Consider the following 16238-nt stretch of genomic DNA (forward strand, 5'->3'; position numbering starts at 1 on the left):
TTGACTTGGATCAATGATTTTCTATAAATCTCCTAAATCCGCATCATCAATGTTACATTAAAATTAATTGAAATCTTTTTCATACTCTTCAATATGATCAAATTCAGGATAATGTTTTCTAGCTCTTGACCACATCAAATACATCGCTGGAATAACAAATAATGTTAAAACTAAAGAGAAAATAGTACCACCAACAATCACAACTCCCATTCCAATTCTACTAGTTGAAGCCGCACCCAGAGACATAGCAATTGGTAACGCGCCCAATGAAATAGCCAGACTGGTCATTAAAATTGGTCGTAATCTCGCTTCCGATGCTTCTAATATCGCTTCTAATTTTGGTTTCCCTTGTTCTCGAAGCTGATTTGCAAATTCGACAATCAGGATTCCATTTTTGGTTACCAAACCAATAAGCATTACGGTTCCAATTTGGCTGAAAATATTCCAAGTCTGATCAAACAACCACAAGGAGAATAAAGCTCCAGCAACGGCCATTGGCACGGTCAAAATAATAATAAAAGGGTCAATAAAACTTTCAAATTGTGCCGCTAAAATTAAAAATATCAATAGTAAAGCCAATCCAAAGGCAAAAGCAGTATTCGAACTACTTTCGACAAAATCTCTGGATTCTCCACCTAAATCAGTGGTAAACGTATCGTCAAGAACTTTGGCTTTTATTTCATTCATGGCATCGATTCCATCGCTGATACTTTTGCCCGGTGCAAGACCAGCAGAGACAGTGGCCGCCATGTAACGGTTATTATGGTACAATTGTGGCGGATTACTTTTTTCTTCAATCGTCACCACGTTGTCCATTTGGATTAATTGTCCCATATTATTTTTAACAAACATAGAAGTTAAATCCAATGGTTTTGAACGGTCTTTTTGATCGAATTGTCCAATAACCTGATATTGTTTTCCATTTCTCATGAAATAACCAAAACGCTGTCCGCTCAATGAAAGCTGTAACGTTTGTGCAATATCAATCACTGAAATTCCTAAACTTTCCGCTTTTTCTCTGTCAATGGTTACATTAATTTCTGGTTTGTTGAATTTTAAATTCACATCACTAACCGCAAAAGTTGGGTTTTTAGCAACTTCATCCATGAAAACAGGAATTTTTTCTTCCAGTTTTTTAAAGTTTGGCGCTTGAATAATGTATTGAATTGGCAATCCGCCTCGTCGATTTACGGCAATTGTTGGTTGCTCAATTACGGATGTTTTTGCGTCGGGATATTTCTTCGTCCATTTGGTAAGTTTCTCAGCAATTTCTTTTTGCGAATCGGTTCTTTCATTTGGTTGCACCAATGATACCCGAATAAAACCGCTGTTTACCGATGAAGATCCAAAACCTGGAGACGTAATTACCAGGGCTACCTTTTTGCCTGGAATCGAGTCATCAACCAATTTTGATACTTCCTGCATGAAGCGATCCGTGTATTCATAAGAAGAACCTTCGGGAGTGGACATACGAAGTACAAAACCACTGCGGTCGTCATATGGCGCTGTTTCTTTTTGCAAAAGGTTGAAAAACAAATAAATTAATCCAAAACAAGCAATCAAAATAGGGAAACTTAACCATTTTTTCTTCATGAAACGGCTTAATGAACTCGCATAACCACTGTTTAGTTTTTGAAAATAAGGTTCAGTACGAATGTAAAATTTTGATTTTTTTTGTTCGCCGCCTTTCATCAAATAAGCGTTTAACATTGGGGTTAATGTCAACGATACAAAAGCTGAAATAAGTACCGCTGCGCCAATGACGACGCCAAATTCCCTAAAAAGGCGTCCTACAAATCCTTCGAGAAAAATTACAGGAAGAAAAACCGCTGCCAAAGTGATCGAAATCGAAATTACCGCAAAGAATATTTCGTTAGATCCTTTGATGGCTGCCTCGATAGGCGTCATGCCTTCTTCTACTTTTTTGAAAATATTCTCTGTGACCACAATTCCATCATCAACCACAAGTCCTGTTGCCAAAACGATAGCTAATAAAGTCAATACATTTATAGAGAAACCAAAAAGCCACATGATAAAGAACGTAGCAATCAACGAAACTGGAATATCGATTAATGGTCTAAAAGCAATCGCCCAATCCCTAAAAAATAAATAGATAATTAGGATTACCAAAACAATAGAAATCCCTAATGTTTCCGCTACTTCAATTACTGATTTTTTTACAAAAATAGTATTGTCAATGGCGATATTTAGTTTGATATCTTTTGGTAAATCCTTTTTTAATTTTTCGAATTCCTTGTAAAAAGCAGTAGAAATATCTAAATAATTGGCTCCCGGAAGTGGCACAATAGCTACACCAACTAATGGCGTTCCGGATTGTGTCATTTTGGTTTCTGTGTTTTCAGGTCCAAGACTTGCTACTCCAACATCGCTGAAACGCACTACTTTTTCGCCTTCGGTACGGATGATGATATTATTGAATTCTTCAGCAGTAGAAAGGTTTCCCACTGTTTTTACCGTTAATTCGGTATTGTCTCCCGTTAGTTTCCCCGAAGGTAATTCAACGTTTTGTTTGTTCAATGCATCTCTCACTTCCGATACCGTACAACCGTAAGAAGCCAGCTTTACAGGATCAATCCACAAACGCATAGCATATCTTTTTTGTCCCCAAATCTGAACACCACTTACTCCAGGAATAGTCTCCAGACGTTGTGAAATTACATTTTCAGCGTAATCACTAAGTTCTAACGCATTACGTGTATCACTTTGAACAGTCATCGAAATGATGGCATCACCATTTGCATCCGCTTTAGACACTACCGGCGGAGAATCAATATCCTGAGGAAGATTTCTAACAGCTTGCGATACTTTATCACGAACATCATTAGCAGCATCTTCCAGATTTTTATCCAAATTAAACTCAATGGTAATGTTACTGCTCCCTTGCGCACTGGAAGAAGTTACGTTTCTAATCCCGTCAATGGAATTGATTGCTTTTTCAAGCGGTTCCGTAATTTGAGATTCGATGATGTCAGCATTAGCGCCGGCATAATTCGTACGAATCGAAACTTGTGCGGGATCAATCGAAGGAAATTCTCGAACGCCCAGAAAGGTGTAACCAATTAATCCAAACAAAACAATGGCTAAATTGATTACTATGGTAAATACGGGTCTTCTAATACTTGTTGTGGATAAACTCATTTTCTTTGAATTTTGAGTTATAAATTATGAATTAAGAGTATTGTATCAACCCATAATTTATAATTTATAACTTTTAAAATTATTTAATTTGAACTTTTACAGGAGTTTCATTTTTTAAGGACATAACACCACTCGTAATTACGGTATCACCGGGTTTCAAACCAGAAAGTACCAGAATAGAAGCGTCTGTTCGTGTTGCGGTTTCTATCATCACTTCTTTAGCTTGACCATTGCTGGAGATGAAAACTTTTTTGCCGTTTTGAACTGGAATTACGGCTTCCGTAGGGATCACGATAGCGTCTTTGATGATGTCTAAGGGTAATTCGACATCCGCAAATGTTCCCGGTAATAATTTGCCACTGCTATTTTCAGCAATTGCACGAACCTGTAAAGTTCTGGTTGCTACTGCCACTTCTGGCTCGATAGCGTAAACTTTTGCGGTATATTTATCATCAGAACCTGCAACTTTAAAAGTTATGTAGGTGTTTGTTTTCACTTGGCTGGCGTATTTTTCAGGAATCGAAAAGGTAATTTTTAGTTTCCCTGTATTGACTAACTTTGCAACCAAAATCGCTGGAGTGATATAAGTTCCCGGTGAAATTGAACGCAATCCTATTCTTCCCGAGAATGGCGCTCTGACGGATGTTTTGGCGATTTGCGCTTTAATCAATTGACTTTGGGCTTGTGCTGATTTTAAATCAGCGCGAGCCAAATCATATTCTTCTTGACTGATGGCTTCTTTTTGCAGTAATAATTTAGCTCTTCTTTCGTTCTCCGAAGCCAGTCCCTCTCTGGTTGCCGTTTGTCTCAGTTGGGCTCTTAACTCTAAATCATTTACTTTAAAAAGCACTTGACCTTTGCTCACATTACTTCCTTCCTGAAAATAAATTCCTTCCACAATTCCCGAAACTTCACTTCGGATTTCGACTTGTTCATTGGCTTCAATAGAGCCGGAAAGAGATAAATTATTATCAAAAGTTTGTGGTGTTGCCACAATTCCGTTTACGCTGATCGATTTGCTTTGTGCTTTTGGATCTTTTGAATCTGCATTTTCGCTTTTATTTTCAGTGATTCTGTATCCAATAAATCCAAGGATTCCAATGGCTAGCAAGGCATAAACTACGTATTTAATTTTCATAGGTACGGTATAAAGTAGGATTAGGTTTCAGTAATTTTAGTTAAAAAACAAATTTAGGTTTTAGAAACGGGAATTATGATCTTGTTAATTTTTATTTAACGTTTGTACATACAAATATTAACAATTGATTAATGCTTCACGTACAAATTCACATAACCCATTATAATTTGAAAGTTTAAGACTTCTAAAAACGGTAATGGTTTAATTAAGAATCTAAAAAAAGATGTTTTATGAGATAAAAAGTTCAGAAATAGCTTTTTGAAATATTTAAGAAATTTAAGTTTTTATAAATTTTACTACTATCATATGAGTAATTGCAAAAATAAATAAAACAAATAAAAAACCGATTGATAGCGTTTTAATTAAAATTTGAAAGATGAATTAGGAATTGTAAATTACAGTATATCAATTTTTAAAATAAACTTACATTTCTTACTATGTTAAAAAAATGCGCAACACAAACTAATCTAACTAATATAATTCCAAATATTTTTCTTTTTGGTCATTTCAATAAAAACTGATCTCAAAGCAGCATGTTCGGGTTTTTGCATCCCTGAATCTTCCTTAAGTAATTTCAAAGCATAATTTCTGGCTAAAGCCAAAGTATCTCTGTCACGAACTAAGTCGGCAATTTGAAGATTTAAAACGCCACTTTGTTGGGTTCCCATTAGATCTCCAGGACCACGAAGCTTCAAATCTACTTCGGCAATTTCAAAACCATCGTTTGTCTGTACCATCGTTTCCATTCGGGTTTTACTATCGGAACTCAATTTATGGCTCGTCATCAGGATGCAATAACTTTGTTCCGCGCCACGACCCACGCGACCGCGAAGCTGATGCAGTTGCGATAATCCAAAACGTTCCGCACTTTCGATAATCATTACACTGGCGTTTGGAACATTTACGCCGACTTCAATTACGGTTGTGGCAACCATAATATTGGTTTTTCCCTCTGAAAAACGTTTCATTTCGGCATCTTTATCGGCTGGTTTCATCTTTCCATGAAGTATGGAAATAGAATATTGAGGTAATGGAAAATCTCTGGAAACACTCTCATAACCGTCCATTAAATCCTTAAAATCCATTTTTTCCGATTCCTGAATCAACGGATATACAATATAAATTTGTCTTCCTAAAGCGATTTCGTCGCGAAGGAATTTCCAAACCTTTAAACGGTTGCTGTCAAAACGATGAACCGTCTGAATTGGCTTTCGTCCGGGAGGCAGTTCATCAATAACTGAAATGTCTAAATCACCATACAAACTCATCGCCAAAGTTCTGGGAATAGGCGTAGCGGTCATCACCAAAACGTGTGGCGGTATCACATTTTTCTTCCACAATTTAGAGCGTTGCTCTACTCCAAAACGGTGTTGTTCATCAATCACGGCCAGTCCTAAATTCTTAAATTTTACTTTATCTTCCAGTAAAGCATGGGTTCCGATAAGGATGTTTAACGTGCCGCTTTCCAGTTCTTCATGGATAATTCTGCGTTGTGCTATTTTGGTGGAACCCGTTAGGATTCTGATATTTATATTTAAAGTTTTGGCTAATTCAGATAAGCCAACAAAATGCTGGTTTGCCAATATTTCCGTGGGCGCCATCAAGCAGGCTTGGAACCCATTATCAAGCGCCAAAAGCATGCTCATAAAAGCCACAATTGTTTTCCCGGAACCTACATCACCTTGCAGCAATCGGTTCATTTGGGCGTTGCTGCCCATATCAGTGCGTATTTCTTTGATAACTCTTTTTTGGGCATTTGTCAGTTGAAAAGGCAAATGATTCTGATAGAAATCATTGAAATTTTCGCCTACTGTGGTAAACGGATGTCCTTTTATTTTATGTTTTCTGATCAGGTTCTTCGTTATTAATTGCAATTGGATAAAGAACAATTCTTCGAATATTAATCGGAATTTGGCTTTCGCCAGAACGTCAGCGCTTTTTGGAAAATGAATGTTGAATAAAGCTGCTTTTTTAGGAATTAGTTTTAGTTCGTTGATCAAATAATCCGGCAAAGTTTCCGTGAACAGCGCTTGTGTTTCCAGAAACAATTGTTCCATCAGTTTATTTATCACCCTGTTAGAAATCCCGCGATTCGTCAAGGTTTCTGTCGAAGGATAAACGGGTTGCATAGCCGAACGCAGACTTTTTTCATGCTCGCTTAACAATTCAATTTCCGGATGCGCCATATTGAAAGTACTGCCAAAAGAAGTGCATTTCCCGAAAATGACACAGATTTCGTTAAGCTTTAAACTTTCCCGAATCCATTTGTGACCTTGAAACCAAACGAGTTCCATTTGTCCCGTATCATCCACAAAAGTCGCTACCAATCGTTTTTGATTTTTGCCAAATTCAACGGTTTTGATATTGATGATTTTACCAATAATCTGAACTTCGGCACTATTGTTTTGCAGTTCATTAATTTTATAATACCGTGTTCTGTCAATGTATCTGTTTGGAAAAAAATTAACCAAATCCACATACTTATAAATTCCCAATTCCTTACGCAGCAATTCGCCCCGATTGGGACCAACGCCTTTCAAGTATTCGATTGGAGTGAGTAGGAGGTTTTGCATTTAGATTTTTTTGGACACGGATAAAACGGATTTGCAAAAGCAAAACGCAGATATAAACGGATTTTTATTTGAAAGAGCGAAGATAGTTTTTTGTTTGGAAATTTGGAAATTGGAATGTTTGGAAATTGAGTAGGAAAATATGTATATTTGAAAAACAACTATTTCTATTCGGAAATTATATTAAAAAAACTAAATATCACTTAAAAAGAAAAAAATGCCAATATTAGATTTTAATCAATATTCAGCTCCAGTAATATATCCAAAAGAAAATTATAAAGTTTATAAGTATTTTGACATCATAAAATTCATTTCGTTATTACAACGTAAATCGCTTTTCTTTTGTCGTTTAGATAAGCTCGAGGATAAATTTGAGGGTTCTTCACCAAAACTTAATCTAGAGTACAGAAAAAAATATTATGAGCAAATTCACAACGAATTACTTTCAAAAAATTCAAAAATAGAAGTTTCTTTAGAAAAAGATTTGAAAGTTCGTCAAGGTTTTGAAGAGGAATTTAAAAAACTAAATTGTGTATGCTGTTGGAATAAAAGTAAATCTGAATCTTATGCTCTTTGGAAAATATATTCTGAAATGAATAAAGGTATCATGGTGACATCACAAATTGACAAATTAATCAATTCATTAAAAAATAATTTTACAAATGATATTCAAATTAGTGAAATTAAATATATTGATTTTGAAACTGAAATGATTCCTGATGGAAATTTAAATTATCAAATAATACATAAACATAAGGCATACTCTTATGAAGATGAATTAAGATTAATCTACAAAGTTCCTGAAGTCAACCGTATTGATTTTGATTGGGAAAAAGAAGATAATAATTCAGGAATAAACATAAAATTGGATTTGGATATATTGATTGATGATATAGTTTTGAGTCCATATTCTCCTGAATGGTTCACTGAATTAGTTCAAGATTTAATGTTAAAATATGGTTTAAATAAAAAAATAAGAAAGTCAATTATTAAATAAATTGGTTTAGTTGCGTTTCACATGTAAATTATTTTTTAATTAAAATCTTTAAAAAGTCCATAATAATATCTTCACAAAACATAAAGCTTAAAAACATGAATGAATTAGAACACCTTCCTGAAAGAACTAAAATCTCTGAGAAAGATATTTTTTTAAAATTATTGACATCCCCTAGAGAAGCTTTTAAGTTTATAAATGATTACAAATATGAGAAACATCTGTACATTTTATTATTTCTTGCCGGTATGGTTAGAACTTTTGATAGAGCTTCCATGAAAAATATGGGTGATAATTATTCCATTTGGACGATAATAGCAATTTGTGTGATTTTCGGGGGACTTTTTGGATGGATTACTTATTATATCTTTTCTGCATTGATAAGTTGGACAGGTAGTTGGATGAATGGAAAGGGAAATACGGAATCTATATTAAGAGTTTTTGCTTATGCTTTTTTTCCTTCGATTTTTATTTTAATATTACTGATACCTCAAATTGCAATTTATGGCAATGAACTATTCAAATCAGATAATGACTTATATAATTTAGTTTCGATTGAAAGTATTGTATTATATATTATGTTATTTATTGAGTTTGCACTTGGAATTTGGTCGCTAGTGTTGTGCGTAATAGGAATATCAGAAGTACAAAAATTATCCATAGGAAAATCAATCTTAAACTTGTTATTGCCTGCAATTTTATTTGTTTTTATTATTTTGATTTTAGTTTTACTGTTTCAAGCCATAGATTAATTTTATTTAAAATCAGCATTTTTACATAAAAGATTTACATTTAGGTTAAAATGGGAATTTTGACTCAAACACAATATCTTCGCAAAAATAAAAAAGCTTAAAAAATGACAACTCATCTCGCATTACTTCGTGGCATCAATGTTTCCGGTCACAGTATGATAAAAATGGAGGCGCTAAAAACGACTTTGGAAGCCATTGGTTTTCAAAATGTGCAAACGTATATTCAATCTGGGAATGTTTTTGTGGACACGGAGGAAGAAAGTCCTGCAAAAGTTGGTTTTCTAATCAAACAGGAAATTTTCAAGGCTTTTGGTCATGAAGTACCGGTTGTGGTGATTGGTTCCGCAGATTTAGAAGCGTGTTTCAAGAACAATCCTTTCTTGAAGGAAAAAGATTTTGACAGCAAGAAGTTGTACGTGGCTTTTATTTCGACAACGTTGCAAAGCACCAGTATGAATGATTTGAAAATTAGCCAATTTAAACCGGACGAAGCCAGTATTGATGCCAGTAGAATTTTTATAAAATATGCTGTTGGCGCCGGAAAAACGCGATTTGACCAAAAATACATCGAGAAGAAACTAAATGTTACCGCAACAATCCGCAATTGGAATACGGTAACACAGTTGCTAAAAATATATCAAGAAAGGTAATGAATTGATGACTTTTAGTCACTTTTGACCGCTAATTCGCTAATTATAAATGGTATCGTCCAGCCTAAATTTGCGAATTAGCGTTTTTTTAATTGTAAAATAAAGATGATTGACAGACTATTTTTTACCTTAAAAAAATATCTATGATTTGACGCAACCTTTTGCAAAAAGAATCATCTTCATATTATCTGTAAAATCTGATGTATGAAAAACCAAATCATTCTCGTTGTTTTCCTTACCGTTTTTAATTCCTGTTCAAAGCAAACAGTGACAATAAATAATTCTGGTTATCACGGAAAATGGAATTTGGTTGCAATGTCAGGATCTACACCTAATTCTGAATTTACAGGCACTGCAATGGCTTGGCAAGAATTTTATTTTTTCAATACCAATGGGACATTTACAAAAGCCAGAGAAGCAAATTCGGTTAAAACAACACTTTCAGGAACTTACGCAACTACAAAACAATCGGACGGAATATCTTTTGAACTAACTTATCCAAATGACAACGAAATTATTGGCAGCTGTTTCGGAAATCAAAAAGAAGTATTGTTTTTAACTTCCAATAATTCCTTGTTGAGCACTTGGAATCTTTGTGATGGTCCGGGATTAACATATAAAAAGTAAAGTATAAGTGCTTATTACAACATTTTCATAAGGTTTAGTTTTGGTTAATTTTAGGATTATGATGCACTTTTGCTAAAGAGTACTCAGAAGTTGAAAAACTTTTGATACTCTTTTTCTATTTTTAAGCGTATTACTAAATCAGTCTTTGGTTAAAAATTGTAGTTGGTTCGTACAAAAAAATTATATTTACGTACTAATTAACGCCGTCAAAATCTTGTATTTATTTTGCAAAACTCTAAAGTATATCGCTATGAATTTAAAACTCTCTTTTGTTTTTACTGCCTTTTTTGTCTGTGTTTCCATAGCACAAAACGGAAATCCAAACGATTACTTATCTGCTCAATTTCATAAAGAAAAAAGAGAAGCTTTACGTGCGAAAATGCCTGAGAATAGTGTTACGGTGTTTTTTAGTAATCCCATTCGGAACCGAGCCAATGATGTGGATTTTATCTACCATCAAGATCCAGATTTTTATTATTTAACGGGATACAAAGAACCTAATTCAATTCTGGTAATATTCTCGAACAATCAAACCAATAAAGACGGGAAATCATTCAATGAATTGTTTTATGTTCAGGAAAAAAATCCAAAAGCAGAGCAATGGACAGGAGTACGTTTAGGAACGGAAGGTGCCAAAAAAGAGTTAGGTTTTGAAAATGCTTTGAATGGAACAGCGTTTTTAAATTCGGGGATTGATTATGCCAGTTTTGACACTGTTTTCTTTAAGGAATTTGAAGAAGATATCAGAAATTCGAAAAATGAGAAAGCCGATTTATACAAGTTAATTGGAGCGTTTAAATCCCAAATTGGCTACAACGAAAAAGTGAAGTCTCAAATGGAGTCGAATGTTCAAAACGTAATTAATGCTAAAAAAAGCATCACTTCAAAAAAAGCTGTGATAAATACCAAATTGATTTTGACTTACATGGCAAGTTTGCGTGAGAAAAAATCCAAAGAAGAGTTGGTTTTGTTGACGAAAGCCGTTCGGATTTCGGCAATGGGACAACGTGAAATCATGAAAGCAATGCATCCTGGAATGTCTGAAACGGAAATTCAGGGTATTCATGAATTTGTTTACAAAAAGTATGGCAGCGAGTTTGAGGGTTATCCGTCAATTGTAGGCGCTGGAAACAACGGTTGCGTATTGCATTATATTGAAAACAGCAAAATGAAAGTCGAAAATAATTTGGTTTTAATGGATTTAGGTGCTGAATATCATGGCTACACTGCTGATGTAACCCGAACGATTCCTGCTAACGGAAAATTCTCTACCGAGCAAAAACTGATTTATGATTTAGTTTATGAAGCGCAAGAAGCAGGAATTGCCGCTGCAAAAATTGGAAATAGTTTCAATGCGCCGGATGTTGCGGCACGTAAAATAATAAGTGCTGGTTTGGTGAAATTAGGAATTGTAAAAACAGAACAAGAATCTCGAAAATATTTTCCGCACGGAACTTCACATCACATTGGGTTAGATGTTCACGATCCGGGTTTATTTAAAGCTTTTGAAGCTGATATGGTTGTTACTGTTGAACCGGGAATTTACATTCCAAATGGTAGTGATTGTGATAAAAAATGGTGGGGAATTGCGGTGCGAATTGAAGATGATATTTTGATTAATACAAATGGACCCGTAAATTTATCTGGGGAAACACCAAGGAAATCAAATGAAATTGAAGCCCTTATGAATGAAAAAAGCGTTTTGGATACTTTTTCTGTACCAAGTTTAGATTAGTAATTTCTTTTAGATTCTATAAAAATGAAACTCCGTTGTCTTATGACTTCGGAGTTTTTTATTTAAATTATTTTCCAACCAAATCACAATACCAAAATCCATAATCAAAGGCATCGGATGCACTCGTATCGCAGGCATTACCTGATAAATCTTCTTTTTTTGGTTTTTCATATTTTCGGTAAACGATTTCTCTAATTTCAAAATTTATGGGTTTTGAGAAAATGGGACCGTCAAATGTGAAGGTGTGGAATTCACCATTTTCACCGCAAACATCTACATTTTCAGGTAAATCGTTTATGAAATCCTGGTCGATAACGCGACCAACGAAGCTTTTATCCAAAAAGCGTTCATTTACACAAACCACAATTGTTTTAAAACCTAAACTGATAAATTCCTGAATGAGTTCGTGAGTTGGGACTTTCCACAGCGGGAAAACGCCTTCGAAACCTAATTCGGCTAATTTATCCTCCCGGTATTTACGTAAATCTTCTAGAAAGATATCGCCAAAAATAGAATGGGTGACGCCTTGATTTTTTAGTTTAGCCAATGTTTCGCCCAGCACATTTTCATATACTTCCATGGTAGGCATTTCAGGAATTTGCATAATTTCAAGTGGTAACCCAATATTTTCGGCTTGTTGTTGCAATAATTCAACTCTGACACCATGCATGGAAACACGTTGATACTGTTGGTTTACGTTGGTTAACAAACACTCAATTTCAATTTCGGGATTTTGAAGTGTTTTATACAAAGCCAGTGCAGAATCTTTGCCGCTGCTCCAGTTAAATAAGGCTTTCTTTTTCAATGTACTGTTCCTTTGAATTTTTGAAGGTAAACTTACATAATTTGTCGGATTAGTTTAGGAAACCTTTGTAACTTTGAAAACCACACTGTTAAAAACCGATTAATGAAATACCTATTCTTTTTTATTTCCACGTTCACATTTGCCCAACAAACCCAATTTGTTGATTTTAAATCGGTTCTGGGAAAAATTGTCATAAATCCAATTGAAAAAACAGTTTCTGGAGATGTTGATTATGATTTTGACGTTTTGAAATCCATTGATACGATTAAAATTGACGCTCAAAATATGGAATTTTCTGATTTGAAACTGAATGGCAAATTGATTAATTATATCAATAATCAGAAAGAATTACAAATTATTTTTCCGTTTAAAAAAGGGAAAAACAACCTGACTTTTCAGTATTCGGCTAAGCCAAAGCAAACGATGTATTTCGTGGGTTCGATAGTCAATGATAATTTACAAATCTGGACGCAGGGACAGGGAAAATATACCAGTCATTGGTTTCCGAGTTTTGATGATGTTAATGAAAAAGTGGTTTTCAATTTGAATATTGTATGTAAAAATGAGTATCAGGTAATTTCAAATGGAACGTTGAAGTTTAAATCCGGACTTGATGGACTTTCGGTTTGGCAATACCAAATGCAAAAACCAATGAGTTCCTATTTATTGATGCTTGCCATCGGAAAATTTGAAAAAAATAGCCAGAAATCAAAGTCGGGAATTCCTTTAGAAATGTATTTGGAACCAAAAGATGTAGCCAAATTTGAACCAACCTATCGCGATTCTAAAAAGATATTTGATTTTTTAGAAAAGGAAATTGGAGTAAAGTTTCCTTGGGGAATTTACAAACAAGCGCCCGTTCGGGATTTCTTGTACGCCGGAATGGAAAATACATCAGCAACGCTTTTCAACACGCGTTATGTGGTCGATTCTACCGGTTTTGAGGACAGAAGTTACACAAATGTCAATGCGCATGAATTAGCGCATCAGTGGTTTGGGAATTTAGTCACTGCCGAAAGTAGTAAGCATCACTGGCTGCAGGAAGGTTTCGCAACCTATTATGCGTTACTGGCCGAAAAGGAAATTTATGGAGAAGATTATTTTTATTCGAAATTATACGAGTCGGCGCAACAACTGAAATATGCTTCCCGAACGGATACCATTCCTGTTTTGAATGCTAAAGCGAGTTCGTTGACTTTTTATCAAAAAGGTGCTTGGGCACTTTTTGTTTTACACGAAGAAATAGGTGATAAGGCGTTTAAAAAAGCGGTAAAAAACTATTTAAAAAAACATGCGTTTCAGAATGTGAATACACAAGATTTCTTTGCTGAAATCAGAAAAGTATCAGATTATGATTTAGATAATTTTAGTAAAGTATGGCTTGAATCAACTATTTTTAATACGCAACAAGCTAATAGTTTATTACTTAAAAATAAAGCAATTCATCCGCTGTTTAAAGTCGATAAATTAAAAAACAAACCGTTGTTAGAGAAAAAGGAATTTCTTAAACAAACAATGCAATCTGACGTTTATTTTTCGGTAAAAGAAGCGATTCTAAATCAATTGAAAAATGAAAAATGGGAAGATAAAAAGAATCTTTTTATTTTAGCTTTAGAAACTAATAATGTACAATTACGCCAAGCAGTCGCCGCAGCAATGAATGAAATTCCAGAAAGTTTCAGAACTCAATATGAAACTTTATTAGAGGACAAATCGTATCAGACACAAGAACTTGCGCTGTATAATTTATGGAATAATTTTCCAGAGCAACGCATTCATTATTTGGAAAAATCAAAAACCTGGATGGGTTTCAATGACTATAATTTAAGGACGTTGTGGCTGACATTGGCTTTGTCAACGCCGGATTATGCTTTTGAGAGACAAGTTTTCGAAACCGAATTAATACAGTATTCATCAATTGATTATGAAGCGAATACAAGACAAAATGCATTGGAGAAATTGTTTGCTTTCAATATAACAAATGATATTGTTTTGAAAAATCTGGTAAATGCTACTACGCATCATATGTGGCAATTCACTAAATTTGGTAGAGATAGCATTCGAAAATTATTGAAAAATCCAGAAATGAGAGCGTCTTTTGAAAGAATTGTTCCAAATTTAAATGAAGCCGAGGAATTTCAGTTGAATCGGTTGTTGAAGGAATAAGTTTTAAATCAATAAAGATTTAAAAACCGCTAATTCACTATTTTCAAAAGATTATTCTTGTAGAAACTAGTGAATTTTAGTTTTTTGTATCGATGTATGTTTACCACATTTGACTCACTTCGTTTTTGATGTACGCCAAAGCCGCATTGCTAGGAGATTGTTTTTCCATCAAATCGTTCAGAAGTACTTCACGTAATTTATCAGCACTATTTACACTTTCACTTCTATTGGCTTTGCGAATCATTTGAATGGTACTGTTTTTTGCTGTGACAATAATCGTCCAGCATTCATCAGACATGTATATTTGCTGCGTTAAATTGTGTTCAAATTCCTGTTCGATTTGTGCTATTATCAGGTTTTCGTAATCGTTTTTATCGTTAGAAATAGGAGCAATCCGAATCAATAATTTAGTAGGATTGATGCGTTCCATAAATAAAACCATGCGTTCATAGGCTTGTAAACGCAACGGTAAAGCATCTTTTTGAGCCTCTTTCTGCAACAACCAGCGTCTTGTGTTTTGTTGATCTTTAAAATAAGAGTTAAATAAATAATAAGCCACTCCACCAGTAATTAGTGCCGGTATAGTGTACGCCAGAATTTCTATAATTTTTGTTGAATCCATTTTGATTTAAAATTAAAAGAACAAAAATATACTTTTTATAGTATAAAACAATTTCTATTTGATAGCAATAAATCAAACCGAATAGTATTTTTGCCATTCGTAACAGCACTATTTAAAATTGAATATCATAATGGAGACTTATGTTCTGGTTTTTCTTTGTTTAGCGGCCTTTGCTGCAGGATTTATTGACGCAATTGTTGGTGGAGGCGGATTGATACAAACGCCTATGGGATTGATTTTATTGCCAAATCTTCCTGTTTCAACCGTAATTGGAACCTTGAAAGTTCCTGCTTTTAGTGGTACTTCTTTTGCGGCATATCAATATCTGAAAAAGGTAGATATGAACTGGAAACTATTGTCGATTATGATGCTTTTGGCATTTCCATCGGCATTTTTGGGATCTACTTTGTTGACGTATGTCCGCAACGATTTCATGAAACCGTTATTGTTGGTTGTTCTTTCATTTTTAGTGATTTACACCTATGGGAAGAAAAATTTTGGACAACACATAGAAAAAAATCATTCACCTAGAACCCAAATTTGGAATGCTATCGGAATAAGCTTTGTAGTTGGTTTGTACGATGGATTTATCGGTCCGGGAACCGGAAGTTTTTTAGTCGTGGCTTTTATTGCCATCATGGGTTTCGATTTTCTGCACGCTTCCGCAAATGCCAAAATGGTAAATTTGGCGACAAATTTTGGTTCTATTTGTTTGTTTATTTTAAAAGGAAAAATCATTTGGGCAATAGCATTACCCATGGCTGCCAGCAATGCTCTTGGCGGTTGGATAGGTGCAAAACTAGCCATTAACAAAGGAAATAGTTTTATTCGGATTTTCTTTCTGGTCGTGGTTGTAGGGACCTTAATCCGCTTTGCGTACGATGTATTTTTTAAATAATTTTTTAATAGGTTACAAGTTAAATTGTGTCTATTATTTAACGACACTTCAGTCGAAAAAGCACTTACATGAACTTATATTCCTTATCTGGTTCAACAAACAAAGAATGGTTTTTTAGCTTC

At 34.5% G+C, this 16238-nt stretch carries 12 protein-coding genes; 7 read left to right on the plus strand and 5 right to left on the minus strand.

The window, feature by feature from the left end; translation table 11 throughout:
• Positions 1 to 63: 63 nt before the first annotated feature.
• The 3 genes from ACP7AV_RS05845 to recG all read right to left on the minus strand — a co-directional run bounded on the left by ACP7AV_RS05845 (position 64) and on the right by recG (position 6870).
• On the minus strand, positions 64 to 3159 hold the full coding sequence (locus tag ACP7AV_RS05845) for an efflux RND transporter permease subunit (protein ID WP_426091132.1): 3096 nt from the start codon (positions 3157 to 3159) through the stop codon (positions 64 to 66).
• A gap of 79 nt (positions 3160 to 3238) precedes the next feature.
• Positions 3239 to 4297, minus strand: a complete 1059-nt coding sequence (locus ACP7AV_RS05850) for an efflux RND transporter periplasmic adaptor subunit (protein WP_426091133.1) — start codon at positions 4295 to 4297, stop codon at positions 3239 to 3241.
• A 467-nt stretch (positions 4298 to 4764) separates the two neighbouring features.
• Positions 4765 to 6870: an ATP-dependent DNA helicase RecG gene (gene recG / locus ACP7AV_RS05855; protein WP_426091134.1), complete on the minus strand. Its 2106-nt coding sequence runs from the start codon at positions 6868 to 6870 to the stop codon at positions 4765 to 4767.
• 214 nt (positions 6871 to 7084) lie between these two features.
• Between recG and ACP7AV_RS05860 the strand changes: the two genes are divergently transcribed.
• The 5 genes from ACP7AV_RS05860 (at position 7085) to ACP7AV_RS05880 (ending at position 11625) form a co-directional block, all read left to right on the plus strand.
• Complete coding sequence (locus ACP7AV_RS05860; RefSeq protein ID WP_426091135.1) at positions 7085 to 7864, plus strand: DUF2971 domain-containing protein; 780 nt, start codon at positions 7085 to 7087, stop codon at positions 7862 to 7864.
• Positions 7865 to 7959: 95 nt separating this feature from the next.
• Complete coding sequence (locus tag ACP7AV_RS05865; RefSeq protein ID WP_426091136.1) at positions 7960 to 8613, plus strand: Yip1 family protein; 654 nt, start codon at positions 7960 to 7962, stop codon at positions 8611 to 8613.
• Between the two features lie 104 nt (positions 8614 to 8717).
• Positions 8718 to 9263 carry a DUF1697 domain-containing protein gene (locus ACP7AV_RS05870; RefSeq protein ID WP_426091137.1) on the plus strand — a complete coding sequence of 182 codons (546 nt, stop codon included), beginning with the start codon at positions 8718 to 8720 and terminating at the stop codon, positions 9261 to 9263.
• Positions 9264 to 9467: 204 nt separating this feature from the next.
• Positions 9468 to 9890: a hypothetical protein gene (locus tag ACP7AV_RS05875; RefSeq protein WP_426091138.1), complete on the plus strand. Its 423-nt coding sequence runs from the start codon at positions 9468 to 9470 to the stop codon at positions 9888 to 9890.
• Positions 9891 to 10140: 250 nt separating this feature from the next.
• Positions 10141 to 11625 (plus strand): aminopeptidase P N-terminal domain-containing protein, encoded by a 1485-nt coding sequence (locus ACP7AV_RS05880; protein ID WP_426091139.1) that lies wholly within the window; start codon positions 10141 to 10143, stop codon positions 11623 to 11625.
• Between the two features lie 67 nt (positions 11626 to 11692).
• Here ACP7AV_RS05880 and ACP7AV_RS05885 read toward each other — a convergent pair whose 3' ends face one another.
• Positions 11693 to 12430: a diphthine--ammonia ligase gene (locus tag ACP7AV_RS05885; protein ID WP_426091140.1), complete on the minus strand. Its 738-nt coding sequence runs from the start codon at positions 12428 to 12430 to the stop codon at positions 11693 to 11695.
• 102 nt (positions 12431 to 12532) lie between these two features.
• Between ACP7AV_RS05885 and ACP7AV_RS05890 the strand changes: the two genes are divergently transcribed.
• Positions 12533 to 14596 (plus strand): M1 family metallopeptidase, encoded by a 2064-nt coding sequence (locus ACP7AV_RS05890; protein WP_426091141.1) that lies wholly within the window; start codon positions 12533 to 12535, stop codon positions 14594 to 14596.
• Between the two features lie 100 nt (positions 14597 to 14696).
• Here ACP7AV_RS05890 and ACP7AV_RS05895 read toward each other — a convergent pair whose 3' ends face one another.
• The gene (locus tag ACP7AV_RS05895; protein ID WP_426091142.1) at positions 14697 to 15218 is read right to left on the minus strand and encodes a hypothetical protein; all 522 of its coding nucleotides are present in this window, start codon (positions 15216 to 15218) and stop codon (positions 14697 to 14699) included.
• Positions 15219 to 15348: 130 nt separating this feature from the next.
• Here ACP7AV_RS05895 and ACP7AV_RS05900 point away from each other — a divergent pair, with 130 nt between their 5' ends.
• Positions 15349 to 16116, plus strand: coding sequence for a sulfite exporter TauE/SafE family protein (locus tag ACP7AV_RS05900; RefSeq protein ID WP_426091323.1), 768 nt, complete (start codon positions 15349 to 15351; stop codon positions 16114 to 16116).
• The last annotated feature ends 122 nt before the right edge of the window (positions 16117 to 16238 follow it).

This window comes from Flavobacterium sp. DSR3-2, assembly GCF_049896525.1.
In the GTDB taxonomy this organism is placed as follows: Bacteria; Bacteroidota; Bacteroidia; order Flavobacteriales; family Flavobacteriaceae; genus Flavobacterium.